Annotated in this window: 19 protein-coding genes, 2 pseudogenes and 1 riboswitch; of the genes and pseudogenes, 18 read left to right on the top strand and 3 right to left on the bottom strand. The window is 67.9% G+C overall.

Translation table 11 applies throughout. The features are described from left to right. Positions 1-360 precede the first annotated feature (360 nt). Complete coding sequence (locus NFL01S_RS12700; RefSeq protein WP_084492633.1) at positions 361-2,235, top strand: DAK2 domain-containing protein; 1,875 nt, start codon at positions 361-363, stop codon at positions 2,233-2,235. Between the two features lie 157 nt (positions 2,236-2,392). Continuing rightward, complete coding sequence (gene recG, locus NFL01S_RS12695; RefSeq protein ID WP_062974741.1) at positions 2,393-4,669, top strand: ATP-dependent DNA helicase RecG; 2,277 nt, start codon at positions 2,393-2,395, stop codon at positions 4,667-4,669. Between the two features lie 812 nt (positions 4,670-5,481). Here the strand turns inward: recG and metE are convergent. Beyond that, a complete protein-coding gene (metE, locus tag NFL01S_RS12690; RefSeq protein WP_371851821.1) occupies positions 5,482-7,740 on the bottom strand; it encodes a 5-methyltetrahydropteroyltriglutamate--homocysteine S-methyltransferase in 2,259 nt (752 codons plus the stop codon). A 159-nt stretch (positions 7,741-7,899) separates the two neighbouring features. Next, positions 7,900-8,106, bottom strand: a riboswitch (cobalamin riboswitch). A gap of 781 nt (positions 8,107-8,887) precedes the next feature. On the opposite strand from metE, the gene NFL01S_RS12685 reads away from it, so the two are divergent. Genes NFL01S_RS12685 through coaD form a run of 3 tightly spaced genes read left to right on the top strand, consistent with a single transcriptional unit; the run spans position 8,888 to position 13,365 of the window. Continuing rightward, positions 8,888-12,286 (top strand): pyruvate carboxylase, encoded by a 3,399-nt coding sequence (locus tag NFL01S_RS12685; protein WP_062974737.1) that lies wholly within the window; start codon positions 8,888-8,890, stop codon positions 12,284-12,286. Continuing rightward, positions 12,283-12,876, top strand: coding sequence for a 16S rRNA (guanine(966)-N(2))-methyltransferase RsmD (gene rsmD, locus NFL01S_RS12680; RefSeq protein WP_062974735.1), 594 nt, complete (start codon positions 12,283-12,285; stop codon positions 12,874-12,876). Before NFL01S_RS12685 ends, rsmD begins: the two co-directional genes overlap by 4 nt. Positions 12,877-12,879: 3 nt before the next feature. Next, positions 12,880-13,365, top strand: coding sequence for a pantetheine-phosphate adenylyltransferase (gene coaD, locus NFL01S_RS12675; RefSeq protein ID WP_062974734.1), 486 nt, complete (start codon positions 12,880-12,882; stop codon positions 13,363-13,365). Here coaD and NFL01S_RS12670 read toward each other — a convergent pair. Beyond that, positions 13,333-13,908, bottom strand: coding sequence for a GtrA family protein (locus NFL01S_RS12670; protein ID WP_084492632.1), 576 nt, complete (start codon positions 13,906-13,908; stop codon positions 13,333-13,335). The genes coaD and NFL01S_RS12670 overlap by 33 nt on opposite strands. A 224-nt stretch (positions 13,909-14,132) precedes the next feature. Between NFL01S_RS12670 and NFL01S_RS12665 the strand changes: the two genes are divergently transcribed. The 7 genes and pseudogenes from NFL01S_RS12665 (at position 14,133) to NFL01S_RS12640 (ending at position 19,908) form a co-directional block, all read left to right on the top strand. Next, positions 14,133-14,879: a DivIVA domain-containing protein gene (locus NFL01S_RS12665; protein ID WP_062974732.1), complete on the top strand. Its 747-nt coding sequence runs from the start codon at positions 14,133-14,135 to the stop codon at positions 14,877-14,879. Between the two features lie 109 nt (positions 14,880-14,988). Beyond that, entirely contained in the window at positions 14,989-15,648 is a 660-nt protein-coding gene (locus NFL01S_RS12660) for a YceD family protein (protein WP_062974730.1), read from the top strand. 2 nt (positions 15,649-15,650) lie between these two features. After that, positions 15,651-15,833, top strand: coding sequence for a 50S ribosomal protein L32 (gene rpmF, locus NFL01S_RS34375; protein ID WP_081595648.1), 183 nt, complete (start codon positions 15,651-15,653; stop codon positions 15,831-15,833). Positions 15,834-15,847: 14 nt separating this feature from the next. Continuing rightward, positions 15,848-16,570 carry a ribonuclease III gene (rnc, locus tag NFL01S_RS12655; RefSeq protein WP_062974728.1) on the top strand — a complete coding sequence of 241 codons (723 nt, stop codon included), beginning with the start codon at positions 15,848-15,850 and terminating at the stop codon, positions 16,568-16,570. 1 nt (position 16,571) lies between these two features. Further along, entirely contained in the window at positions 16,572-17,438 is an 867-nt protein-coding gene (gene mutM, locus NFL01S_RS12650) for a bifunctional DNA-formamidopyrimidine glycosylase/DNA-(apurinic or apyrimidinic site) lyase (protein ID WP_062974726.1), read from the top strand. A gap of 424 nt (positions 17,439-17,862) precedes the next feature. Then, a pseudogene (locus NFL01S_RS36880) lies at positions 17,863-18,207 on the top strand (MFS transporter); the annotation flags it as partial. A 291-nt stretch (positions 18,208-18,498) separates the two neighbouring features. Next, positions 18,499-19,908: a flavin monoamine oxidase family protein gene (locus NFL01S_RS12640; protein WP_062974722.1), complete on the top strand. Its 1,410-nt coding sequence runs from the start codon at positions 18,499-18,501 to the stop codon at positions 19,906-19,908. Between the two features lies 1 nt (position 19,909). On the opposite strand, the gene NFL01S_RS12635 is transcribed toward NFL01S_RS12640, so the two are convergent. Next, positions 19,910-20,491 (bottom strand): TetR/AcrR family transcriptional regulator, encoded by a 582-nt coding sequence (locus tag NFL01S_RS12635; protein ID WP_062974720.1) that lies wholly within the window; start codon positions 20,489-20,491, stop codon positions 19,910-19,912. 493 nt (positions 20,492-20,984) lie between these two features. Here NFL01S_RS12635 and NFL01S_RS34370 point away from each other — a divergent pair. The 6 genes and pseudogenes from NFL01S_RS34370 to NFL01S_RS37315 form a co-directional block, all read left to right on the top strand. Further along, a pseudogene (locus tag NFL01S_RS34370) lies at positions 20,985-21,146 on the top strand (zinc finger domain-containing protein); the annotation flags it as partial. A gap of 79 nt (positions 21,147-21,225) precedes the next feature. Continuing rightward, a complete protein-coding gene (locus NFL01S_RS12630; RefSeq protein WP_062974716.1) occupies positions 21,226-21,807 on the top strand; it encodes a dihydrofolate reductase family protein in 582 nt (193 codons plus the stop codon). A 3-nt stretch (positions 21,808-21,810) separates the two neighbouring features. Further along, positions 21,811-22,869 (top strand): PHP domain-containing protein, encoded by a 1,059-nt coding sequence (locus NFL01S_RS12625; RefSeq protein ID WP_062974714.1) that lies wholly within the window; start codon positions 21,811-21,813, stop codon positions 22,867-22,869. Between the two features lie 154 nt (positions 22,870-23,023). After that, positions 23,024-24,109, top strand: a complete 1,086-nt coding sequence (locus NFL01S_RS12620) for a winged helix DNA-binding domain-containing protein (RefSeq protein ID WP_062974864.1) — start codon at positions 23,024-23,026, stop codon at positions 24,107-24,109. Positions 24,110-24,275: 166 nt separating this feature from the next. Continuing rightward, the gene (locus NFL01S_RS12615) at positions 24,276-25,799 is read left to right on the top strand and encodes a PstS family phosphate ABC transporter substrate-binding protein (protein WP_062974712.1); all 1,524 of its coding nucleotides are present in this window, start codon (positions 24,276-24,278) and stop codon (positions 25,797-25,799) included. Between the two features lie 190 nt (positions 25,800-25,989). Then, positions 25,990-26,124, top strand: a complete 135-nt coding sequence (locus NFL01S_RS37315; RefSeq protein ID WP_280507443.1) for a hypothetical protein — start codon at positions 25,990-25,992, stop codon at positions 26,122-26,124. Positions 26,125-26,144: the final 20 nt, after the last annotated feature.

The raw sequence follows: 26,144 nt of genomic DNA, 5'->3' as shown, positions 1-26,144 counted from the left end.
GCCGGTCGTCGAGAGGACGCCATCGACTGTGATGCCGAACGATGTACCGATCCCGTCCGAGGGGATCGGCGGCCGGAACCGCTGTGCCCGGCGCATTGCCACAGAAGCACCGCGGGGCGAAAACCGGCGTATCCGCGGTCGGGCGCGACCACCGGAGGCCGCGGTTTCTCCAGGGCTGCCGCCGTCCGGTCGCCCACGGGATGGGCCGCATTCGGCGTGTTCGGGTACCGGTCTCGGTGCGTGTGGTGTCGCCGGGCGGGCTCGAACGCCTCCGGCCGAGCCGCCGCCGCGACGTCCGGTTGTTGCGCACCGGGTCCGCGTTGTCGGGCACTCCCGCTAACCTGGCGGGCGAAGAATCCGATGACCAGGAACGAGGTGGCGGTGCCCGAAACTCGGCAGGTGGGCGGCGTTCCGGAGAGTCAGTGCCCGGAGCTCGACGGCGCACCGGTTGCGGGTGCACGGGTTACGCGGCCGGCGGATTCCGGGGGTATCGATGCCGGTTCGGGCGGAGCGGAATTCTTGCGGTGGGGTCGCGCTTGTGTCGCGGCCTTGGAGCGGGCGCGTGCGGAGATCGACGGGCTCAATGTGTTCCCGGTCCCGGACTCCGATACCGGGCGGAATCTGCTGGCGACCATGCGCGCCGCCGTAGTGGAGGCGGACGCCGCCGCGGAGATGGTGGATGCCGCTGCCGGGTTTTACGGCGTAACTACAGGTCGACCGCCGGCCGATGGCGCGAGCGGAATCGCCGGGGAAACGGCGAGCGGCGGTGGTCGGCCGATAAACCGGGTCCACCCGTACGCCGCGGCGATGGCACGGGGGGCGACCTCCGGCGCACGGGGGAATTCGGGAATCATCCTGTCGCAGGTATTGCGCGGGATCGCGGAGTCCACGGTGGACAGCGGGCTGACCGGCGAGACCTACTGGGAGGGACTCGCGCGGGCGGCCGCGCTGGTCCGGGACAGTTTGAGCGAGCCGGTGGAAGGAACCATCCTCACCGTGCTCGACCGGGCGAGCGTGGCGGCGCGCGAATGCCCCGAGCGCGGGCTGGCCGCGGTGGCCCGCGCCGCCGCGGAGGGCGCGGCGCAGGCACTGGACCAGACCCGCGACCAGCTTGCGGTCTTGCGTGCGGCCGGGGTGGTGGACGCGGGTGCACGCGGCCTGCTGGTGTTGCTGGACACGATGGTCGCCGTGGTGACCGGGGACGTTCCTGCTCGGCGCGAATATCCACCGGCGACCCGTACGCCCCGCGTGGACCACGCGCAGGTCCCTACGGAGCCGGTGCGCTACGAGGTGATGTACCGGGTCACCGGTGCCGGCGCACACCGTATCGCCGAGTTGCGTTCGCGGCTGGCGCAACTGGGTGATTCCGTGGTCGTTGCGGCCGACGGTGCCGGGGGCTCGGCGATTCATGTCCACTGCGCGGAGGCCGGGGGCGCGGTCGAAGCCGGAATGGCTGCGGGGGCGGTCCGGAACATCCGGATCGAATACCTCGCCGACTCGGCAGGCTGCCGTACGTCCGATCCCGCAACGGTCCCGGACGATCGCGATGTGCCGACGAATACGGCCACATCGGGCGCGGTCGATCGCGGTGTCCTGGCGGTCGCGGCCGGGGCGGGAGCGACCTGCCTGTTCGAGGCGGCCGGTGCGGTGGTGCTCGATGCGGAGCCGGCGCTGGAGTCCGCGGCGCTGCTCGCGGCGATCCGGGATATGCCGCACAGGGAGGTACTGGTGTTGCCGAACGGTGCGCTACCGGCCCACGAACTGGTGGCAGTCGGCGTCGCGGCCCGCGACGCGCACCGCGATGTCCTGCTGCTGCCCAGCGCCAGCATGGTGCAGGGGCTGGCGGCGATGGCGGTGCACGATCGGGCCCGGATAGCGGTCGACGATGCCTTCGCCATGTCCGAAGCCGCCGCGGGTACCCGATGGGGTGCGCTGCGCCGGGCCGGGGAACGCGCGCTGACCATGGTCGGAACCTGCGCGCCCGGCGACGGGCTCGGTCTGGTCGGCCACGATGTGGTGGTGATCGACCGGGATACCCACGCCGCGGGGCAGACTCTGCTGGACCGGATGCTGGGACTGGGTGGCGAATTGGTGACCCTGCTGGTCGGCGCGGGGGCACCGGAGGGGCTGGCCGCGGATCTCGCGCGGCATATCGGCACCGAATTCCCCGGTGTGGAGGTCTCGGTGTATTCCGGGGGGCAGCGCGGGGATCTGATACAGATCGGTGTGGAATGAGTAGGCGTCCCACCACGGGCCGGTGGCAACCGGCCGACCACCACCGCGCCGTGCAGAGTGATGTGGCCGGATCCGTGCCGGAGCCCGACTGTGGGCTGCGAGCCGAGCGTGCGAACGAACTCGGGCGGAGGGAGAAGGCGGCAGTGAGCGGAGTGATATGGCTACCTTGAGCGATCGGCTCGATCACGTGCTGGGGGCGAAGGCCGCCGGGTCGCTGTCGGATGCGTTCGATATGCGCACCGTGGAGGATCTGCTTCGCCACTACCCGCTGCGGTATGCCACTCAGGGCCAGCCGCTCACCGAGGAAGCACCCGAGGACGGTGCGCACATCACGGTGATCGGGCGGATCACCAAGGCCGAACTGCGGCCGATGCGGCAGCGGCGCGGTTCGCTGCTCAAGGTGGTCCTCGATACCGGTTCCGGTCGCGGCGTGGACGTCACCTTCTTCAACGGTGACAAGGTGAAATACGCGGTGCGCGAGGGCGCCCGGGCGATGATGTCGGGGACCGTGAATTACTGGCGGCCCGGCCAATGGAATCTCAGCCACCCCGGGTATCTGATCCTGCCGGAAGCCGACGGTGACGAGCCGACGCTGACCACCGTGCGCGGCGGCGGGGATCTGCGCGGGATCGCGCAGAGCGCGAAAGGCGCGGGCGGGGTGGATATGTCGTTCTTCGAGCGCGAGTTCATCCCGGTGTACCCGGCCACCGCGAAGGTGCAGAGCTGGGAGATCCTGGCCTGTGTCCGGCAGGTGCTGGACCAGCTCGACCCGGTCGAGGATCCGCTACCGGCCGATGTGCGCGACGAGCGGGCGCTGATGCCGGTGAGCGATGCGTTGCGGCTGATCCATCTGCCGGAACATCAGGCCGATATCGAGCGGGCCCGGGAACGACTGCGATTCGACGAGGCGCTGGCATTGCAACTGGTACTCGCCGAACGCCGGCACGAGGTGTCCGGCCGGACGGCTCGCGCCTGTCCACCGCGGCCGGACGGTATCGCCGCCGCCTTCGACGAGCGGTTGCCGTTCGAACTGACCGAGGGACAGCGTCAGGTGATCACGGAAATCTCCGCCGACCTTTCCCGCGAGCAGCCGATGCACCGGCTGCTGCAGGGCGAGGTGGGGTCGGGTAAGACCATTGTCGCCCTGCACGCGATGCTGCAGGTCGTCGACGCAGGTCAGCAATGCGCCCTGCTCGCCCCCACCGAGGTTCTCGCCGCCCAGCACTATCGGTCGCTGTGCGCGATGCTGGGCGATCTCGGCCAGGCCGGTGAACTCGGTGCGGCCGAGACGGCGACCCGGGTCGCACTCGTCACCGGATCGATGTCGACCGCCACCAAGCGGGCGGCGTTGCTGGAAGCGGTGACCGGAGAGGCCGGGATCGTGATCGGTACCCATGCGCTGATCCAGGATTCGGTGGAGTTCTTCGACCTGGGCATGGTAGTGGTCGACGAGCAGCATCGTTTCGGAGTGGAACAACGGGACGCTTTGCGCGCCAAGGCGAAAGACGGGATATCCCCGCACCTGCTGGTGATGACCGCGACCCCGATTCCGCGCACCATCGCCATGACCACGCTCGGGGATCTGGAAACCTCCACCCTCACCCAGTTGCCGCGCGGCCGCTCCCCGATCGCTTCGAAAGTGGTGCCTCGCCGGGTCCACCCCAACTGGGTGGATCGGGCATGGGAGCGGATCACCGAGGAGGTGGCGGCCGGCCGGCAGGCGTATGTCGTGTGCTCACGCATCGGCGACGACGAAGACGGCGGCGGTACCCGCGGGAAGGGCGGGAAAAAGCGCGGTGCGGACTCCGGCCAGGAACCGCCCACCACCCAGTCCGTGCTGGACGTCTTCGATCGGCTGCGCACCGGGCCGCTGGCGCATCTGCGGATCGGATTGCTGCACGGGCGGTTGCCGGCCGATGAAAAAGATCAGGTGATGCGCGATTTCAATGCCGGCGATATCGATGTGCTGGTCTGTACGACCGTCGTCGAGGTCGGGGTGGACGTGCCGAACGCGACGGTGATGGTGATCGTGGACGCCGACCGGTTCGGGGTGAGCCAGCTGCACCAGTTGCGCGGCCGGATCGGCCGCGGCAAACACCCCGGCCTGTGCCTGTTGATCACCGATGCGGCGCCCGGTGGGCCCGCGATGACCCGGCTGGAAGCGGTGGCCGCGACCACCGATGGTTTCGAGTTGTCCGTGCTCGATCTGCGGCAGCGGCGCGAGGGCGATGTGCTGGGTTCCGCGCAGTCCGGAACGGCACGCTCGCTGCGGCTGCTGTCGCTGCTCGACGATCTGGAGGTCATCACCACCGCTCAGGAACTCGCGCGCACCCTGGTCGCCGACGATCCGGGTCTGACCGGGCACCCGGGTCTGGCGGCGATGATGCATGCCGCCGTCGATTCCGAACGGCTGGAATATCTGGCGAAATCCTGAGCCGCGCGGCTGCGCTCGTAGGCCACCACGTGACGGGCAGGTCGAATGGTTCCCGCCCGTGCCGCTCCCGACACATCAGCTCCGCACGAGCCCGGTCGACGACCACCCGGAGCTCGGCGAGTCCGGACCGCAGTTGCCTGAAGCCCCTGCGGTGCCGATCGGGACCGAAAGCCTTGATTTGCACCGGGTGCAGGGCGAAGCGGGCGCGATCGGGATGTTCCGGATGGTGTCCCGCCGAGGGCGGGGCCGAGCGTATGCGGTGCAGCCTCATTTCGCCGAATGCATCGACTTATGTGGTGTTCCGAAGCCCGTTGCTCCCGATCACGGACGTGCGAGTGCTGAGGCGTTGCTGAAATTTGTTGCGGCAAGAGGGAACCGGTACACACCCGGTCGCGTCAAATCTGGCACAGAGCAACGGCGAGGGAAAGGGTTGGGCGGTATGAGACCAGAGCAAGGGTGCCGTGCGGTCCGGCGGCGATCGCCGGTTCCGCAGCGCGGGGTTCGTCCGGTGTTGCGGATTACGCGGCACTGCCCGGAATGTGCTGCGACCGAACGGATGAAGCGTCGCGAGTCCGGGGCAGGAGAGCTGGAGGGCTGACCCGGCGGGGCCTTGCGCAGTGCGGCCGGCTCGGCGACCGTACTGTGCGGTGCCGCCCGCACCTGGACGGCGGCATTCTTGTGGGCGGCGGTTCATGCTGGAGGAGGTTCGGTTGTAATCAGCGCACGATGGGGCCGGCGACCGTACTGCGGCGTTACGCCTCCGCCTCAGCCGGGTCGGCACCATGGAGAGCGACCCGGCCGGGCGGTATCCGTCAGCGCACGCGCTGTGCGGCGGCGACCATATTGCGCAGTGATGCTTCGACCTCGGCGGTACCGCGGGTCTTGAGCCCGCAATCCGGATTCACCCAGAGGCGTTCGGCAGGAACGGATTTCAGAGCCGCTCGGAGGGCGGTGGTGATCTCCTCGGTGCTCGGCACGCGGGGCGAATGGATATCGTAGACACCGGGGCCGACGCCCGCAGCGAAGCCGGCTGCGTTCAGATCGTCGAGAACTTCCATATGCGACCGTGCTGCCTCGATCGAGGTCACATCCGCATTCAGGCCGGCGATCGCGTCGATCACCTCACCGAATTCCGAATAGCACAGATGGGTATGGATCTGCAGGGAATCGGCGACCCCGGAGGTCGCGAGCCGGAACGCGCCGACCGACCATTCGAGGTAGTCCGGTTGGTCGGCTGTGCGCAAGGGCAGCAGTTCGCGCAGTGCCGGTTCGTCCACCTGGATGATCCGGATGCCCGCGTTCTGCAGGTCGATGGTTTCGTCCCGGATGGCCAGCGCGACTTGGCGCGCCGATTCCGCGAGCGGCTGGTCGTCGCGGACGAACGACCAGGCCAGGATGGTGACCGGTCCGGTGAGCATGCCCTTCACCGGTTTGCCGGTGAGTGATTGGGCATAGCCGATCCAGTCGACGGTCATCGGTGCGGGCCGGGAGACGTCGCCGAACAAGATCGGCGGGCGTACACAGCGGGTGCCGTAGGACTGTACCCAGCCCAGTTCGGTGGCCGCGAAACCGTCGAGCTGTTCCGCGAAGTACTGCACCATATCGTTGCGTTCGGGTTCGCCGTGTACCAGCACGTCGAGGCCGAGCCGCTCCTGCAGGGCGATGACCTCGGCGATCTCCGCCCGCATCCGGCGCTCGTATTCGGGCCGGTCGATCTCGCCCTTGCGGAACTCGGCCCGGGTCAACCGGATCGTGGTGGTCTGTGGGTAGGAGCCGATCGTGGTGGTGGGCAAGGACGGTAACCGCAGCCGGTCCTGCTGCATTTGCCGGCGCTGTGCGGCAGGGCCACGTTCGGTGGCATCCGGACCCAGCGTGGCCAGGCGGGCCCGAACCCGGGAGTCGGCGATCCGCGGATCGGACCGCCGGCTCGCGATCGCGGCGCGGGCCTGCGCGAGTTCGGCCGCCACGGCCTCGGTTCCGGTATTCAGGCAGGCGGCCAGCACCCGGACCTCGGCGACTTTTTCGGCGCCGAAGGCAAGCCAGGAGGACAGCTTTTCCTCGAGGTGGGTTTCCGCGGCGAGGGTGTAGGGCACATGCAGCAGGGAGCACGAGGTCGAGACCGCCACCGTTTTCCCGCTGCCGAGCAGCGTGGCGAGGGTGGACAGGGCGCGGTCCAGATCGGTGCGCCAGACGTTACGGCCGTCGACGACACCGGCGACCAGCGTTTTACCCGCCAAGGCAGGAACCGCGGCCACATCGCCGACCGTACCGCCGGCGACGAGGTCGATCGCGAGTCCTTCCACATCGGTTCCGGCGAGGGCTCCCAGCGCAGGGCCCGGGCTGCCGAAGTACGTGGCGACGAGGACGGCCGGGCGGTCGGCCGGCTCCGTCAGCTCCGTGTAGACCTGCCGGACCATCGCGAGTTCCTCCGCGGTGAGGTCGGTGACCAGGGCGGGTTCGTCGAGCTGTACCCAGGTGGCGCCCGCCGTGGCGAGCAGTCCGAGCAGCTCCCGGTAGAGCGGGACCAGCTCGCCTACGCGTTCCAGCGCGGCGGTGCCTGCCGATTTCGCGAGTTTCAGGAAGGTGATCGGGCCGATGACGACCGGACGTGCCGGAACACCGAGTTCGAGCGCCTCGCGCAGTTGCGCCAGCAATTCGCCGGGATGCAGCGTGAAGGAGGTATGCGGACCGATCTCGGGGACCAGGTAGTGATAGTTGGTATCGAACCATTTGGTCATCTCGAGCGGCTCCACCGAATCCGTACCGCGGGCCGCCGCGAAATAGCGGTCCAGCGGGTCGGCGATATCGGCGACCCGCGGCGGCAGGGCGCCCAGCAGTACGGCCGTATCGAGCATCTGATCGTAGTAGGAGAAGGTGCCGACGGGGATCGAATCCAGGCCCGCGGCCTGGAGTTCGGCGTACTGATCGCGGCGCAGGGTCCGTCCGGTCTCGTGGAGACGGCCGGCGTCGATTCGGCCGGCCCAATAGGATTCGGTCGCGCGTTTGAGCTCCCGGCGGGGCCCTACCCGGGGCAGGCCGAGAACCGTTGCGGTGAACGGATTGTGCGAAATAGCAGTCACGGTGTTCTCCAGTGCTGACGTTCGACCGGCCATCGCCTTACGCGGGTGCACGGACACCACCGAAAACCCGGACCGTCTCGCGTGACGGGAGCGTTTTCAGCACTGGTGGACCGCGGCGCCCAATCCTCGAGGCGGTGGCCACCGGATACGGCGTACCCGGTACAACCGGCAGGTCTTCGGACTCGCGGGCTCCGGCCCATCGGCCGACCTACTGACCGTCGCTTCCCAGGCTGTGTGCGCCCAGTGCTGATGACGGCGTTCGTTCTCGCTCACCGCTGCGGGACAGTTCCGGATTTCCACCGGATTCCCTCTCACCCGCCCGTTGCGGGTTTCGACGCCGGGACGATCGCCCGGGGCCCCGGGTCGACCGGCCGGCGAACCAGCTGCGCCCTCCACCATAGCCCGCCCACCGTGCCGGGCCGGCGCCCGCCGATACGGCGCGCGGCTACCGGCCGGCCAACGCGTCGTGAACGCGCCGCCGAGCGCAGTGCCACCGCGTGATCGAGCGCAGTGCCACCGCGTGGCCGTTCGAGAACTATCGCCTCGCGCTGGACGAACACCGGCGTCGGTGAACAAGGGCGACTCGTCGGGCTCCCCGAATCGATCGAGACGATCCGAGACTGCTGTCACGCTGCCGGTCGGCCGTGGTCGTGGATGCCGATTCCGGGAATCCGGCTGTGAGGGCGGGCGGGTCATGTTCCCCCCTGTTCGCCGGCTCGGCTGACGACCCGCCGATCACGTCGTCGACCAGTGCGCCGGTGGCAGTACCTCGTCGAGCGCGATCGTCAGCACGCGGGGACGATTCTTTCCGCGGTGGCACTTTCCGCTACTGGACGTCCTGGCGGTATCGGCGATAGCGGAGGCGTCGGTGAGCTGGTTGAAGGAGCCGAGCGTGTGGCCGGGTGCGGCATGCGGCCGAGCCCGGGCCCCGACCGCGCGGCCGGGCGGGGAGTGGCCTCGCTGCGAAGATTGCCCGGAGTTGGCCCACTGCGGGTGACCGCACAATCACCCGTGGTCGCCGGTGAGATGTGACGGCAGGGTGACCGAGGTTTCGCAACCGTGCAATGCCCCGTTGTGAAGATTCTGCGAAGTGGACTTCGGTGTCGATCCTGGATGTGGCGCCGGGTACGTTGGGTCAATGTTCTCGAAAGTCTTGGTTGCCAACCGCGGCGAGATCGCCATCCGAGCCTTCCGCGCGGCGTACGAGCTCGGTATCGGAACGGTTGCCGTCTTCCCGCACGAGGACCGCAATTCGGTCCACCGCCTGAAGGCGGACGAGGCATACGAGATCGGCGAAGAAGGCCATCCCGTCCGGGCGTATCTCTCGGTCGAGGCGATCATCGAGGCGGCCAAGACCGCCGGTGCCGATGCGATCTATCCCGGATACGGGTTCCTCTCCGAGAATCCGGATCTGGCCGCCGCCTGTGCACGTGAGGGAATCACCTTCATCGGTCCGTCGTCCGAGGTCTTGGAACTCGCGGGTAACAAGGCGCGTGCGATTGCGGCGGCGAAGGCGGCCGGGTTGCCGGTACTGAATTCCAGTGCGCCTTCCGCCGATGTCGGCGAACTGCTCGCGGCGGCCGAGTCCATGGAGTTCCCGGTGTTCGTGAAGGCGGTCGCCGGTGGCGGTGGCCGCGGTATGCGGCGGGTGCAAGCGCGTGAGCAGTTGCGGGAGGCGATCGAGGCGGCCTCGCGGGAGGCCGAATCCGCGTTCGGCGATCCCACGGTGTTCCTGGAACAGGCGGTGGTCAATCCCCGCCATATCGAGGTGCAGATCCTGGCCGATACCCACGGCAATGTGATGCACCTGTTCGAGCGGGACTGTTCGCTGCAGCGGCGGCACCAGAAGGTGATCGAGCTGGCGCCCGCCCCGAATCTGGATCCCGAACTGCGGATGCGGATCTGCGCCGACGCGGTGGCGTTCGCGCGGCAGATCGGTTACAGCTGCGCGGGAACCGTCGAATTCCTGCTCGACGAGCGCGGGAACCATGTCTTCATCGAGATGAACCCCCGTATCCAGGTCGAACATACCGTGACCGAGGAGATCACCGATGTCGATCTGGTGCAGTCGCAGCTGCGGATCGCGGCGGGGGAGAGCCTGGACGATCTGGGCCTGAGCCAGGACAGGGTGACCATTCGCGGCGCGGCGCTGCAGTGCCGGATCACCACCGAGGACCCGGCGAACGGTTTCCGCCCGGATACCGGCCGGATCACCGCCTACCGTACGCCCGGCGGCGCCGGTATCCGGCTCGACGGCGGCGCGAATCTCGGCGCCGAGATCGGCGCCTATTTCGATTCGATGCTGGTGAAGCTGAGCTGCCGGGGCCGGGATTTCCCGGCGGCCGTGGCCCGGGCGCGCCGCGCGCTGATGGAGTTCCGGATCCGCGGTGTCACCACCAATATCCAGTTCCTGCTGGCCGTGCTCGACGACCCCGATTTCAAGGCCGGGCGGGTCACCACGTCGTTCATCGACGAACGTCCCCAGTTGCTGTCCTTGCGCGAACCCGCCGACCGCGGCACCAAGATCTTGAACTATCTGGCCGATGTGACCGTGAACAAACCGCACGGGGCGCGGCCGACAGCGGTGTATCCGCACGACAAGCTGCCGGCGATCGATCTGTCGGTACCACCGCCGGACGGTTCCCGGCAGAAGCTGCTGACCCTGGGCCCGGAAGGGTTCGCGCGGGCGCTGCGCGAGCAGAAGGCCGTGGGCGTCACCGACACCACGTTCCGGGACGCCCATCAGTCGCTGCTGGCGACCCGGGTGCGGACCAACGGCCTGCTCGATGTGGCGGGGCACGTTGCCCGGCTCACTCCCGAACTGCTCTCGGTCGAATGCTGGGGTGGCGCGACCTACGATGTGGCGCTGCGATTCCTGTACGAGGACCCGTGGGAGCGGCTGGCCGCCCTGCGAGAAGCGATGCCGAATATCTGCCTGCAGATGTTGCTGCGCGGCCGCAACACCGTCGGCTACACGCCGTATCCGGAGCGCGTGACCCGGGCGTTCGTCGCCGAGGCCACCGAGACCGGAATCGATATCTTCCGGATCTTCGACGCGCTCAACAATGTCGACCAGATGCGTCCGGCGATCGACGCGGTCCGGGAAACGGGTACCGCGGTGGCCGAGGTCGCGCTGAGCTACACCGGGGATCTCAGCGATCCCGACGAGAAGCTCTACACCTTGGACTACTACCTGAAGTTGGCCGAGCAGATCGTCGACGCGGGCGCGCATGTGCTCGCGATCAAGGATATGGCCGGCCTGCTGCGGGCCCCGGCGGCAGCGAAACTGGTGACGGCGCTGCGCAGCAACTTCGATCTGCCCGTCCATGTGCACACCCACGACACCCCGGGCGGTCAGCTCGCGACCTATCTGGCGGCGTGGCAGGCCGGCGCCGACGCGGTGGACGGTGCGTCCGCGGCGATGGCCGGTACCACCAGCCAGCCCGCGCTCTCCGCGATCGTCGCCGCCGCCGCGCACAGCGAGCACGACACGGGCCTGAACCTCGGCAATGTCTGCGATCTGGAGCCCTACTGGGAGGCGTTGCGCAAGGTGTACGCGCCGTTCGAGTCGGGGCTGCCCGCCCCGACCGGACGCGTCTACACCCATGAGATCCCCGGTGGCCAGCTGTCCAATCTGCGCCAGCAGGCCATCGCACTCGGCCTGGGTGACCGCTTCGAGGAAGTGGAGGCGAAATACGCCGCGGCCGACCGGTTGCTGGGCCGGTTGATCAAGGTGACCCCGTCGTCGAAGGTGGTCGGTGATCTCGCGCTGTCGCTGGTCGGTTCCGGTGTCGAGGTCGACGATTTCGCGGCCGATCCGGGACGCTACGACATCCCCGATTCGGTGATCGGTTTCCTGCGCGGCGAACTCGGCACGCCCGCCGGAGGCTGGCCCGAACCGTTCCGGGAGAAGGCCCTCGCGGGACGCAGCGCCGCCAAACCGGAGACCCCGCTGACGGCCGCGGACGAGGCCGGGCTGGCGGGCACCTCCCAGGAGCGTCGCGCGACTCTCAACCGGCTGCTGTTCCCCGGGCCCACCGCCGAATTCCTCGCCCACCGCGAGAAGTACGGCGATACCACCGGACTGTCGGCGAATCAGTTCTTCTACGGCCTGCGGCACGGCGAGGAACACCGGGTCCAGCTGGAGAAGGGCGTCATCCTGCTCATCGGGCTGGAGGCCATCGCCGAACCCGACGAACGCGGGATGCGCACGGTGATGTGCATCCTCAACGGGCAGCTGCGCCCGGTTTCGGTGCGGGATCGCTCCATCGCCAGTGAGATTCCGGCCGCGGAGAAGGCCGATAAGAACAACCCGCACCATATCGCCGCGCCCTTCGCCGGTGTTGTCACCCTGACCGTCGCCGAGGGCGATCGGGTCGGCGCCGGCGATACGATCGCGACCATCGAGGCCATGAAGATGGAGGCCGCCATCACCGCGCCGCGCGGGGGAGTGGTGGGCCGCGTGGCCATCACCCAGGTGCAGCAGGTCGAGGGCGGTGACCTGCTGATCGAACTGGGCGGACGCGAATCCGAATGACCCGGATCGTCGCCGGAACGGCCGGCGGGCGGCGCCTGCGGGTGCCGCCCGCCGGGACCCGGCCCACCTCGGACCGGGTACGCGAGGCGCTGTTCTCCTCGATCGAGGCCCGGATGGATCTGGACGGGGTCCGCGTACTCGATCTCTACGCGGGGTCGGGTGCGCTGGGGCTCGAGGCGTTGTCCCGTGGCGCGGAGGCCGCGTTGCTGGTCGAATCGGACCGGCGGGCGGCGGCGGTGCTGCGCGGCAATATCTCTGATCTCGGGTTGGCCGCGGCTCAGGTCCGGGTCGGTGCGGTAGCGCAGGTGCTGGCGCAGGCCGGCGCGGGCGTTTTCGATCTGGTTTTCGCCGATCCGCCCTACGATCTGCCCACCGCGGCCGTGGAGGCGGATATCGGTGCGCTGGCGGCCCACGGCTGGCTGGCCGGGGACGCCCTGCTGCTCGTCGAACGATCCATTCGTTCCGCGGAGATCGCGTGGCCCGCGGGTTTCGCCGGGCGCGCGCCGAAACGGTACGGGGAAACCCGGATCGAGTCCGCCGTGTACCTCGGCACCGGCGCGGTGGATTCCGCCGTACCTGCTAGCGTTTGAGCCATGGCAGGAGCATTGTGCCCGGGCTCGTTCGATCCGGTGACCAACGGCCACCTCGATGTGTTCCGCCGGGCGGCGGCCCAGTTCGACGAGGTCGTCATCACGGTCAATGTGAACAAGAAGAAGCAAGGCATGTTCAGTGTCTCCGAGCGCATCGAAATGTTGCGCGACGCCACCGCCGACCTGCCGAATATCAGGGTCGCGTCCTGGGCCGGGCTGACCGTCGATTTCGCCCGGGAGCAGGGCATCACCGCGATCGTCAAGGGTCTGCGCGATGCCGGGGATTTCGGGTACGAACTGCAGATGGCGCAGATGAACAAGAAGCTCGCCGGCGTGGACACCTTCTTCATCGCGACCAACCCGGCGTTCAGCTATCTGTCCAGTTCATTGGTCAAGGAAGTGGCGGCCTTCGGCGGCGATGTCAGCGATATGCTGCCGCCGCTGGTGCACAAGCGCCTACTGGACCGGCTCGCCGAGCGCGCCGGCTGATCCCGCACGGGCGGCACTCACTTCCCTTGCCCGCCGCAGCGGCCCGAACACCAGGCCGCGCAGGGCCAGGAAACGCAGCCCGCCCACGGCGGCGCTGATCGCCAGCACGGCCGCGGCCTGCGCCGGTTCGGGCAATGTGGGAGCGGAGAATTCCAGCGCGGCGAGGGCCGCGGTGCTGATTCCCAGACCCAGCAGCGCCAGGCCGCCACCCTCCCATTGGGCGGTGAACCAGCCGACACGCTCGGCCGCGTGGAAGGTGAAGCGGCGGTGCAGTTCATTGGCCAGGATCGTGCTCACCACCGAACCGGCGACATTGGCCAACAGCGGGCCGGCGCCGGTCAGGCTGAGGAAGAGTAGTACATACGAGATGTTGCTCAGACCGCCGACCAGGGCGAACCGGATCAGCTGCGGAAATGCCCGGTCGCCGCGCAGATACCGGAGCAGACGCCGCTGCCAGGCCACCGGGTCGATCTGCTCCGGCCACTCGATATCCAGGTCCCCGGCGGACAGTGCCCCGGGCGAGGGCAGCTGCAGGATGGTCATGGGCGGTTCCGATCGGGCAAGGGTCTGGCGGTCCATCGCGGCGCGATTCGACTCCTACGAATCTAACATCAAGCGGAGAACCCGTCTCCAGTTGAGGCTCGGAAGTGTGTGGATATGCCCCGGAAGTAGCGACACACCGAAAGTTGGCTCGGCTCAGCCGACGGGCCGGGGCACACTGGGAACGGCGTGATATTTCGCCGATCGTCAGCAGGAGGGCACTGAGCATGTACCGGGTATTCGAGGCGCTCGACGAACTGGTCGCCATAGTCGAGGAGGCACGCGGGATACCCGCGACGCGCAACTGCATCGTCCCGCGTCCGGAAACGCTCGATCTGCTCGACGATGTACGTGATGCGCTGCCGGCCGAGATCGACGATGCCCAGGATGTACTCGACCACCGCGACAAGATCGTCGACGACGCCCGCGGTCTGGCCGAGGAAACCGTCCGTAGCGCCGACGAACAGGCCACCACCACCGTGGCCGACGCCCGCGCCGAAGCCGACCGGATCCTCGCCGAGGCGAAGGCGCATGCCGACCGCATGGTCGCCGAGGCCACCGCGCATGCCGACCGGATGGTGGATACCGCTACGAACGAAGCTCAGCGCCTGGTTGCCGATGCGAAGGCCGAATACGAATCGGTCACCGGCCGGGCTCGTGCCGAAGCCGACAGGATGACCGAGGCCGGCCGGGCCTCCTACGACCGGGCGGTGGCCGATGGCCAGGCCGAACAGCGGCGCCTGGTGGAGGAGACCGAGGTCGTGCGGGCTGCGCACGCGGAATCGGCCCGGCTGATCGATACCGCGCAGGCCGACTCCGACCGTATGCGGGCTGATTGCGACCATTACGTCGACAGCAAACTCGCCGAATTCGAAGAAACTCTCGGCGGTGCCCTGCGTACTGTGGGCCGCGGCCGCCAGCAGTTGCGCAACGGTTCGGGGGTACCGGACTACGCGGCGGAATTCCGCCGCTAGCCACCGGACGATTTTGCAGGTAACCACCCGTTTCGCGTACTGTGGTGTGGTTGCCCGCCGAATCCGGCCTGTACCCGATACCCCGAACGACCCAGTGGAGTGTTCTTCGATGCCTGCCGATACAACCGCGCGCTCGCGTTCCGGTGCACACCGTGCACACGACGCGGGTTTCGTGCTGGATGTCCGCAGCCTCGGTCGCGCCCCGGGTTCCCTGCGCGAACTGCGGCGAACCGTCACCACCCCCGAACGGCTCGGCCTGGACCTGATCGCCGTACCGGCCGGTTCCGAGGTCGAGCTGGATCTGCGTTTGCAGTCGGTCTCGGAGGGAGTGCTCGTCACCGGAACCGTCACCGCGCCGGTGACCGGTGAATGCTCGCGCTGCCTGGAACAGTTCACCGATTCGGTCGAGGTCGCGCTGACCGAACTGTTCGCCTACCCGGACAGCACCACGGATCAGACCGCGTCCGACGACGAGGTCTACCGGATGGTCGACGACCTCATCGACCTCGAACCCCTGATCGTCGACCAACTCGGCCTCGAATTGCCGCTGCAGCCGCTGTGCACTCCCGACTGCGCGGGACTGTGCCCGGAATGCGGGGTTCGGATGGCGATTGCAGGATCCGATCACGGGCATGAGATACTGGATCCCCGCTGGGCCGGGCTGGCGAAATTCGCCTCCGGATCGCCCGGCAGCGGCAGCCCCGACAAGGGTGCGGCCACCGGAGACCATTCCGCAGACATTGCACGTAACAGCACAGAGGAGAAGTAGTCGTGGCCGTTCCCAAGCGCCGGATGTCCCGTTCCAATACCCGGTCTCGGCGCAGCCAGTGGAAGGCCGTTGCGCCTACGCTGATCACCTGCCCGAACCGGGCCTGCGGTCAGAAGACCCCGCCGCATATCGCGTGCCCCTCCTGCGGTACCTACAAGGGCCGCCAGGTCGCCCCGGCCGTCTGATCCGCGGTCGACCATTGACCGCGGGCAAGGACGAACCCGGCGAGCGGCCGGATCAAGCGAGTTTGCTCGCCGCCCTGGGTGTCGAGATACAGCCCGAGCTGCTCCGTCTCGCCTTGACCCATCGCTCGTACGCGTACGAAAACGGTGGGCTGCCGACCAATGAGCGGCTCGAATTCCTCGGTGACTCGGTCCTCGGACTGAGTATCACCGAACGGCTCTATCACGAGCACCCGGAGAAATCCGAGGGCGAACTGGCAAAGCTGCGCGCGAGTGTAGTGAATATGCACGCACTCGCCGAAGTGGCGCGAAAGCTGGGCGAAGGCGGTCTGGGCGCGCATCTGCTGCTCGGCAAAGGTGAGGAACTCACCGGCGGCCGGGACAAACCCAGCATCCTGGCCGACGGGATGGAGTCGCTGCTCGGTGCCGTGCACCTCGAGCACGGTATCGATGTGGCACGTGAGGTCGTGTTGCGGCTGTTCGCCGAACTGCTCGAACGCGGTCCACGGATGGGTGCCGGACTGGACTTCAAGACCAGCCTGCAGGAACTGACCGCCGAACGCGGTCTGGGCGTGCCCAGCTACGAGATCACCTCCACCGGGCCCGACCACGACAAAGAGTTCACCGCGACCACCGTGATCGCCGGCGATGCCTACGGGCAGGGAATCGGACGGTCGAAGAAGGAAGCGGAGCAGAAGGCGGCGGGCGCCGCCTACCGCGCATTGACCGGCGAATCCTGAGGTGCCCGAGCTTCCCGAGGTCGAGGTCGTTCGCCGCGGTCTGGCCGAACATCTGTGCGGCCGGACCGTGGAATCGGTCACCGTCACGCATCCGCGTTCGGTGCGGCGGCATGCGGCAGGTGCCGCCGATATGGCGGCTCAGCTGACCGGCCTGACGGTAGCCGCGGCCCGGCGCCGCGGTAAATACCTGTGGCTGACCTTCGACGAACCCGCGGGCGATCCCGCCGATACCGCGCTCGTCGTCCACCTGGGGATGAGCGGGCAGATGCTGGTGCAGCCGACCGGCACGCCGGTCGAGAAGCACGCGCATATCCGGGCGACCCTCGACGACGGCCGGGAGTTGCGGTTCGTCGATCAGCGCACGTTCGGCGGCTGGGTGCTGGCACCGCTGGTGGACGTGGACGGTGATCTGCTGCCCGATCTGCTGGCCCATATCGCCCGCGATCCGCTCGATCCGCGTTTCGATGCCGAGCGGGTGGTCGCGGTGTTGCGGACCAAGCAGACCGAGATCAAACGGGTACTCCTGGACCAGACCGTTGTTTCCGGTATCGGCAATATCTACGCCGACGAGGCCCTGTGGCGGGCGCAGGTCCACGGTGGCCGGACAGCAGCCGGACTCACCAGGCCGGTGTTACGGCGGCTACTGACCGAGGCCGCGGCGGTGATGAACGATGCGCTGGCCGCGGGCGGCACCTCGTTCGACGCGTTGTATGTGAATGTCAACGGCGAATCCGGCTACTTCGAACGCGCTTTGGCAAGCTATGGCCGCGAAGGGCAGCCGTGCCACCGTTGCGGCACCCTGATTGCGCGGGAGCGTTTCATGAATCGCTCGAGCTACTTCTGCCCATCCTGCCAGCGAAAACGTTAGTTTGCTGCTCGGCCCGTCCACGCACCTGATCGCAGCATAGTGCTGCCGGGCAGGCCCAGCTTCGACACGCTGTACGTGAAGTCCAGATGGACCGGGCGTGTGCAAGGACGGTGACCTGTGCGGAGCCGAGACGTCCGGGGCATCCATCCGCAGGACGCGGGCATTGCCTCGATCTTAATAGCTGACCGTGCGCTGGACACCTTTACAGGACATGGCCGGCACCCACTGCAGACTCGGGACATCGACGATGGAGGACGCACCGGCAATCGAGCGGACCAGAACCAGCCTCGTTCGACGACCATGTTCGAGGGCAAGCACGGAAGTGCCCTTCAATGGCCGGACGGACGGTCTCTACGGCGACCTCGGGCCCCACGCCCATCCATAAGGTTTGCTGAGCCGACCATTTGGTCCGTAGAGTGGCGGTATGGTCACCGCGTACACCACTCGAGCCAGTCCGGCCCGTACCTGGGCGGGGCTCGGGATCCTCACGCCGGCGGTGCTGCTGCTCGCGATCGACGGCACGGTGCTCGCTCTGGCGATTCCCGCGCTGACCGCTGACCTCGACCCGTCGTCGACGCAGGTCCTGTGGATCGGCGACATCTATTCCTTCGCTCTGGCCGGGTTGCTGGTGGTGACGGGGAACCTGGCCGATCGAATCGGCCGCAAGCGGTTGCTGATGATCGGTTCGGTCGGCTTCGGCCTGTCCTCCCTTGCTGCGGCGTTCGTACCGACGCCGGAGCTGCTCATCGCGGCACGTGCGGTGCTGGGGTACCCCCGACAGCGTTGCGATTGCCGCCACGCGCTACGCGCGACGGGTGCGACCGTTTGCGCGATCGGCGCAGCTGCTCACCGCAGGACTGGTCGAACGCGCGACCTCTCACAGCGTCGCCCAACGCGTCACCGCGGACCTGTCCTTGGCGGCAGCGGCTCTCGTCGTCAGGCGGAGGGACGTCCCTGAGCGCGTCTACACCGACACACGGATCACTGCACCACCCGCACCTGAGCGCGCCGCTCGGGCACCCAGACGGCACGCGAACGGCAGAAGACGAACGGAGAACTCATGAACACCGCCACCGATCGCACGGCTGACGTCGTCATCGTGGGGGCCGGCCTGTCCGGTCTGACCTCTGCCGACCAGCTCATCCGGGCTGGCTACGAGGTCGTCGTCCTAGAAGGACGTGACCGTGTCGGCGGTCGTATCCGCACGACCGAGATTGCAGATGTGCCCGTCGATGCCGGAGCCACCTGGGTCGCTCCCGACCACGATGAAGTGCACGCGCTGGCCGCTCGCCTCGGCATTGAGCTCGTTCCCCAGTTCCACCAGGGCAAAGGCGTGATCTCGCTCGGCGGGAAGCGCCGGGTCGAGAGCCTCATCGCCCTCGCCCCATGGGTCATGGCCGATATCGCCCGCGTCATGAGCGTCCTGCAGAAGTGCGTCGACGAGATGCCGGTCGAACGCTCCTGGGAGCACGTGAGGGCGGAACGGTGGGATGCGATGTCGTTCGGAGAATGGCTGCGACGGCAGCGGGCCCTGAAACAGACCCGTTCGTTCATGCGCATGGTCTGCCTAGTGCATTGGGGAGCACCCCCATCCGACGTATCGCTGTTCAACGTGATGCGCTACATCAAGACGCTCGGCGGGCTCGCGCATATGCTCGCCGTCGAGGGCGGTGACCAGCAGGACCGCTTCCTCGGCACCGCGCACCGCCTCGCGAGGGGGCTGGCCGATGCCGTGGACTCGTACACACATCCCGATGCCTCCGTCGAGAAGGCGGCCGCCGGTATCGACGTCCCTCGTGTGCTGGTCGACTCCGCCGTTGAACACATCACCACCGACGACGATCGCGTCGTCGTCGAGTCCAGGACGCATCGCATCTGTGCCCGCTACGTCATCGTCACGGCCTCCCCGATGCACCGTGCCGCCATCGAATTTTCACCGACCCTGCCGGATCACCACTACGGGCTCGCCCGCAGCTGGCGACTGGGCGCGCTCAGCAAGGCATTCGTCGCCTACGACCACCCGTTCTGGCGCGACCACGGACTGTCCGGCGAAGGCATGTCCGACGACGACACCGTCTTCCTCACCTTCGACGTCAGCCCCGACCCAGCCGGCCCCGGCATCCTCATGGCCTTCTGTGACGGCCGCGGATTCGATGCACACCCTCCGTTCGAGCGCAGGCGACGCGTCATCGACCACCTCGCCCATCTCTACGGAGACCGGGCGCGAAACATCATCGACTACACCGACTTCTCCTGGGGCAACGACAGCTTCGCCCCCGGTGGGCCGAACCCCGCCGTCGGGCCGAAAGCGTGGACCGGCTTCGGCCCCTACCTGCATGAACCGGTCGGACGCATCCACTGGGCAGGATCCGAGACAGCAGACCAGTTCTCCGGCACCATGAACGGCGCGATCCTGTCCGGGCAACGCGCCGCCACCGAGGTGGTCACCCGCCTCGAGGGCCGCCTCTGAATCAGGCCGACAGGTGGCCGCCCAGCGTGAGCGACAGCAGGAGCTCACGCTGGGCGGCCACCTCGTCCGCGGGCCGGCCGCCGTATGCCATCGCTGCTGCGAGCCCTTCCGCCGCCCGTCGCACCAGGAAGATGCGATCTTGCGCCAAGCCGTCGATCGCGAACTGCTCGGTCCACCACAGTTCGTCGGCCCGGGAGAGCTCCGCGACCTCGGGAATGTCGTACACACCCACCCAGGACGGGGCCGACGTGAAGTACTCCACCGTCTCCTCTGCCCCCGAACACAGAGCACGGACGTAGGCGCGCAGCATCTTTCCCGGCTGATTCTCCGACAGGTCCAGATGCGACTGGACCGTGGCACGGAACCGACGATTCGCATCATCGACCAGCGCCACGATGAGCGCCTCACGAGTCGGGAAGTGATGTAGCAGCCCGCCCTTGGAGACCCCGGCATCCTTCGCGATTGACGCAAGGGACACCCCCGTCCCCTTCTCCGTGAACGCATGCGCCGCAGCAGACAGCACAGCGGCTCGAGTGCGCTCGGCATTGCGCGTCTGACGCTCGGGATCTGAGACTGCGTCCATATGCACAGGCTACCGTAACAAGCCGTCCAGCTGGTTGTGCCGACCAATCGGTATGCGATTGTTCGCCCTCGGCGCGAACGTAGTCTTCAGCGACTTCGGCGAGCTACGGTCCACGGCACGCCTGGGTGACGTAGCGCTCGACGGACGCGCGGTGAGGCGGATCCGTCACTGTGTCCTCCGCCTGCCTGTCGCCGATGGCGATGCTGCGCCGTTTTTTTCTCGTCTGGCATTGTTGTTTACGAACACCCCGGATGGCCCCTCGCTCCTCGCAGCGATGTCTCCAGGGTTTACTTTGCCCCGACCACGATGTCGAGCGTTGCCAGGGCGCATCGGGGTCGGCGAGCGTCTCGAGCATGAGCTGGCACCAGACCTGGGCAGCGCCGACGACCGGGCGGGCGTGCCGGGGTCGCACCCATAGAGGGAGTCGAATCGCGATCGAATGGCGAGTTGAGTGCTCATTCGACTGGCCATTCATGAGCGTCACAAACGTGTCGAGTCCGGCTATTTCGAGCGGGTCCTGGCGGTGTACGGGCGCGGTGACCGGCCCTGCCCGCGCTGCGGTGCGGCGATCGTCCGGGAGAAGTTCATGAATCGCTCCTCCTTTTCGTGTCCTCGGTGTCAACCTCCGGCGCGACGCCGCAAAACCACGGTGTAGATCTCTCGCGGCGGCGCCCGGCGACGGGTTACGGTTTTCCGGGCAAGATCGGTCGACCGGTCGGCCCGGGAAGGATGCCATGCGCAAGCTCACCTACTTCGTCGCCGCTACGATCGACGGGTTCATCGCCACCGAAGACGGTGCTGTCGATTTCTTCCCGGTCGGCGGCGACCACAGCCGCACGATCACCGCGCAGTATCCGGAGACCGTGCCGTCCGAAGTACGCCGGACCCTCGGCATCGGTGCGCGCAATGCCAACTTCGATACCGTGATCATGGGCCGCAAAACCTACGATTTCGGGGTGCGTACCGGGACAACCAACCCGTACGCGCATCTGCGCCAGTTCGTGGTGTCCACCACGCTCACCGCACGCCCGGATCCGGCCGTGGAACTCATCGGCGCCGATCCGCTGGCCCGAGTGCGTGCACTCAAACGCGAGCAAGGGCCCGGGATCTGGTTGTGCGGCGGCGGTCGGCTGGCCCAGGAGCTGCTGCCCGAGATCGATCAGGTCTTCCTCAAACTGCATCCGATCGTGCTGGGGCGAGGACGGCCGCTGTTCGGTAGTGGTCCGCGACTGCCCGAGCCTTTGGAATTCCGTGTCATCACCAGCCAGGTCTTCGACGACGGGGTTGCCTTCGTCAAGTACGGCAAGGCGCGCTGACCGGTGTCCGGCGACGCGCCCGAATCCAGCGGACGGCCCGCGCCGGGGCCGGTGGCGGCGCTACGCGAGATCGGGTTCTGGCTCGAACGAGGGCGCGAGAAAACGCACCGCGTCAAGGCGTACCGGCGGGCCGCCGATATCGTCGCCGGTCTCGGCGACGAGGAGGTGCGGCGGCGCCGGTCTGCCCGGAATTGGCAGGAGCTCGCCGGGATCGGCCCGAAAACCGCGGCCGTGATCGAGGAGGCCTGCGAAGGAATCGTCCCGCGTTACCTCGCCGAGTTGCGGGCCGCGGCGCGGCCGATCGGGGCCGCGGGCGCCGAGCTGCGCACGCGATTGCGCGGTGACCTGCACACCCATTCGGACTGGTCCGACGGGGGTAGCCCGATCGCCGAAATGATGGGTTGCGCGGCCGCTCTCGGGCACGAGTATTGTGCGCTGACCGATCATTCGCCGCGACTCACCGTCGCGAACGGCCTTTCCGCGCAACGGTTGCGCCGCCAGCTCGACGTGGTCGCCGAAGTGAATGCCGAACTGGCCCCGTTCCGGATACTCACCGGAATCGAGGTCGATATCCTCGACGACGGCAGCCTGGACCAGGACGCCGATCTGCTCGCCGAACTCGATATCGTCGTCGCCAGCGTGCATTCCCGGCTGCGCGACGACCGGGACACGATGACGCGGCGCATGGTGTACGCGGTGGCGAACCCGCATGTGGATGTCCTCGGGCACTGCACGGGACGGCTGGTCGAGGGCGGCCGGGGGACGCGGCCGGAATCGGATTTCGACGCCGAGATCGTCTTCGAGGCCTGCCGTCGCTACGGTACGGCGGTCGAGATCAACAGCCGGCCGGAGCGTCAGGATCCGCCGGAGCGGTTGATCAGGCTCGCGCTCGAGATGGGGTGCGAATTCGCGGTCGATACCGATGCCCACGCGCCGGGACAGCTGGACTGGCAGGGGTACGGGTGTGCTCGCGCGGTGGCCTGCGAGGTTGCTCCCGGCCGGATCATCAATACCCGGTCGGTGGATGAGCTTCTGGAATGGACGCGGTCGGGTGGTGCCTGAGCCGCTGGTGATACGTGCGCCCCCTGTCGCCGGCCAGTCGCTGCGGTGTCTTGGTGACCTTGTGGCCGAGTCGCCAAGGGGATCGCGGCCGAGCCGGTAACGTGCGCGTCCCGGCCGGCGGTGCCTGTCGGTGCCGACCGCGATAATGCCCGGTATGCGGGAACTGTCACTGCGCACCTTGAACCGGACCCTGCTGGTACGCCAGCATCTGGCGGCCCGGACGGACCTCACGCCCTACGAGCTGATCCGGCACCTGGTAGCAGTGCAGGGACAAGAGCCGAATTGGCCTTATATCGGAGCGTGGTCCCGGTTGGAGCGGTTCGATCATAAGGAACTCGCCACGCTGATGCACGACCGGAAACTCGTCCGGTCCACCACGATCCGGCGCACCGTACATCTCAGTACTGCCGAGGATTTCCGCTGGTTGCGCCCTACGGTCCAGGCGTATATCGCGGGGGCGCTCAACACCGCCTACTACCGCGACGAGATCGACGGTATCGAGTTGCCCGAATTGGCCGCGTCCGGCCGGGAAGTGCTGGCGGGCCGGCGGATGTCGCGCGGCGACCTCGGAAGGCTGCTGGCCGAGCATTTTCCGCAGCGCCATACACGCAGGCTGGCGGAGGCGGTCGAGGTGCTGGTCCCGATGGCACACGGGGCCGAAACGGGGGAGTGGGGGCGTTGGCGAAACCGCTATGTCACGGTCGGTCCCGCCGAGGAGTGGATCGGCGCACCGCTCGGTCCGGCCGATCCGCCGACGATGATCCTGCGTTATCTCGCGGCATTCGGCCCGGCGAGCGTTGCCGATATCCAGGCCTGGTCGGGTCTCACCCGGCTCGGTGAGGTCGTCGACCCGCTGCGTCCACGGCTGCGGGTGCTGCGCCGTGCTGAGGGAGCGGAACTGCTCGATCTGCCCGACGCGCCGCTCGCCGATCCGGAACTTCCTGTACCGGTGCGTTTCCTGCCCGCATTCGACAACGCGCTGCTCGGTTACCGGGACCGGCGGCGGATCATCGCCGACGAAGACCGGCGGCGGACCTCCCGCGAGGCCTCGGCCGGGGTCCCGGTGTATCTGGTGGACGGTTTCGTGCACGGCAGGTGGTCGTTGCGGGACTCGGCATTGCACATCGAGCCCTGGTACGGGTTTGCCGCAGACCAGCGCGCTCTCGTAGAGGAAGAGGCCCGGCGGCTGCTGGCCTTCATGACCGGCCACGGTGCCGGTGACATCGTCGTCACCGGCTGAACGAGGTCATGGGCGTCGGGTATTCGGGGGGATTCCGCGGTTGCCCCGGCGGAGGTCGATGACGCCGGGGTGAATGGTGTGCGAACACCCCTCGGGCCGAGGGGGTTCGGCCGTTCGGTTGGCCGAAGATGGTGACCGATGGAGGAATCAGGGGTGGTATCGGCCGGTGGGTGAACTTCTGTTCGGTTTCGTACTTCCGCTCGCCGGTATCGCGATCCCGGTGGGCGCCTTCGTCTGGGAGTTCGTTTTCGTCGGCCGTAAACGGCTCGGCTGGCGGGTGCAGATGGATACGCCGGTCACCGGTGAAGCGGAATCCGGGCACGCCGGGGCTTTGCGGCAGTTACGGCAAACCGCCGAGGGGGCCGAACGTAACCTGCAAGATCTGTCGGTCGTGCTGGTGCGGATCGAAAACCACGGCGCCACCACCATCGATGCCACCGACTACGTGACCGGGCAGAATGGTCAGGCCGGATTACATCTGCACTTTCCGCAGCGGCGGGTGATCGGAATGGCGGTCACCGAGCTGAGCAATCCGGGGCTGGCAGTCTGTTTCGAACCGGATTCGGGGTTCGGTCACCGTGAACTGGCGGGCCAGGATATCGGTGTCATCGATCTGCCGAAGGTTCCGTTGAACCGGTCGGATCACTACAAGATTCTGGCGACCCTGGAACGGACTGCCGGTGCCGGCGACTATCCCGAGCCCACGATGCAGGGCGTGGTCACCGGCGGCGGGATCACCAAAACCCAGGGCCGTTCCGGGGCGTCACTGCTCATGCTCGTGCTGATCGGGTTCCTCGTCACCGTGATCGCGGCGATGGCGGTGCTCGATATCGTCGAATCCGAGGCCGCGCCGAGCGGTTGCGCCACGGGGCGGCTCACAGTGGTGGGGTCGACCGCCTTCGCGCGGGTGGTCGAGGAAGCGGGCGAGCTCTACGAACGTACGTGCCCGGGTTCGGCTATCGGTTACGAGTTCGAGGGCAGTGAACGCGGGATGACGCGGGTCGACGACGCGCGCGGTGCCGACGGCGCACTGCTGGCGATCGGTGACGGTCCCAAGGGCGCCGACTTCCCTGCGCTGGTGCAGCGGCCGCTGGCGCTCTCGCTGTTCACCGTGGTTGTCCACCCGAAAACGGGGGTCAGCGACCTCACGGTCGAGCAGATCCGGGATCTGTTCCTCGGCAGGGTCACCAACTGGCGGGCAGTCGGCGGCGCCGATCTGCCGGTGCGGGTCGTCAATCGCTACGCCGGATCCGGGACCCGCTGGAATTTCGAGACCCGGTTGCTGGACACCGGGCAGCCACCCGAACCCGGTATCACCTGCAACGAGCTCGCGCGCGGCGGCGAACCCGGACGCTGCCAGACCTTGACCACCGGAGATGTCCTCGACGAGGTCGCCGGGATACCGGGTGCCGTCGGATACAGCGAAGCCGCGGACGCGGCGGATGCCGCGGGCGTGGTGCGCGTGACGATCGGCGGCCGGCCTGCGACGCGAGAGGCGGCCGCGGAACGGACCTACCCGTTCTGGGGCGTGGAGTACGCGTACTCGTACGGCGATTTCGCGCCCGGATCGATCGGCGCGAGCTTCGTGCGATTCCTGATGCGAGAGGGCGGTCAGGACGTGATCCGCCGGTACGGGAATCTTCCATGTGCGGAGCTTGCCGACGCCTCGGGATGTCACCCGTATCGGTGAACAGGAGCGCGGTCCACGTGTGATCAGGGGGCTGGAATACCGGCGTAAAGATCGCGCAAGCAACGGGTTTCCGGGCTGTCCGGAGGGGTAGTTTTTCCAGCGCACCGCCCGTGCGTACGGCCGGAGATACCGGCCGTACCGGCCGGTACGCGGCCGGTACGGCCGCGTGATGCGGAACGGAAGGACTGCCATGTCCCTGGTGACACCGACGTTGATCGCCGGATTCCTCGTCGGCCTGCTGTTGCTGCGGCTTCTCGCCCTGATACTGGAGGACCGGCCGAAGCGGCCGGTCCGGGTGACCGCGCGGCGGTCGCGCCGCGGCTGATCCCCGCCGGTCGCGGACGG

Origin of the sequence: Nocardia flavorosea NBRC 108225 (assembly GCF_001613385.1) — a bacterium.
Lineage (GTDB): Bacteria > Actinomycetota > Actinomycetes > Mycobacteriales > Mycobacteriaceae > Nocardia > Nocardia flavorosea.
The sequence above is the reverse complement of the archived record's forward strand: the minus strand, read 5'-3'. Positions and strand labels throughout refer to the sequence as shown.

What these genes read in the sequence shown, in the direction of transcription:
- NFL01S_RS12700 (WP_084492633.1), top strand. Translation starts at nt 361, where the DNA reads ATGACCAGGAACGAGGTGGCGGTGCCCGAAACTCGGCAGGTGGGCGGC.
- recG (WP_062974741.1), top strand. Translation starts at nt 2,393, where the DNA reads ATGGCTACCTTGAGCGATCGGCTCGATCACGTGCTGGGGGCGAAGGCC.
- NFL01S_RS12685 (WP_062974737.1), top strand. Translation starts at nt 8,888, where the DNA reads ATGTTCTCGAAAGTCTTGGTTGCCAACCGCGGCGAGATCGCCATCCGA.
- rsmD (WP_062974735.1), top strand. Translation starts at nt 12,283, where the DNA reads ATGACCCGGATCGTCGCCGGAACGGCCGGCGGGCGGCGCCTGCGGGTG.
- coaD (WP_062974734.1), top strand. Translation starts at nt 12,880, where the DNA reads ATGGCAGGAGCATTGTGCCCGGGCTCGTTCGATCCGGTGACCAACGGC.
- NFL01S_RS12670 (WP_084492632.1), bottom strand. Translation starts at nt 13,908, where the DNA reads ATGACCATCCTGCAGCTGCCCTCGCCCGGGGCACTGTCCGCCGGGGAC.
- NFL01S_RS12665 (WP_062974732.1), top strand. Translation starts at nt 14,133, where the DNA reads ATGTACCGGGTATTCGAGGCGCTCGACGAACTGGTCGCCATAGTCGAG.
- NFL01S_RS12660 (WP_062974730.1), top strand. Translation starts at nt 14,989, where the DNA reads ATGCCTGCCGATACAACCGCGCGCTCGCGTTCCGGTGCACACCGTGCA.
- NFL01S_RS12640 (WP_062974722.1), top strand. Translation starts at nt 18,499, where the DNA reads ATGAACACCGCCACCGATCGCACGGCTGACGTCGTCATCGTGGGGGCC.
- NFL01S_RS12635 (WP_062974720.1), bottom strand. Translation starts at nt 20,491, where the DNA reads ATGGACGCAGTCTCAGATCCCGAGCGTCAGACGCGCAATGCCGAGCGC.
- NFL01S_RS12630 (WP_062974716.1), top strand. Translation starts at nt 21,226, where the DNA reads ATGCGCAAGCTCACCTACTTCGTCGCCGCTACGATCGACGGGTTCATC.
- NFL01S_RS12620 (WP_062974864.1), top strand. Translation starts at nt 23,024, where the DNA reads ATGCGGGAACTGTCACTGCGCACCTTGAACCGGACCCTGCTGGTACGC.
- NFL01S_RS37315 (WP_280507443.1), top strand. Translation starts at nt 25,990, where the DNA reads ATGTCCCTGGTGACACCGACGTTGATCGCCGGATTCCTCGTCGGCCTG.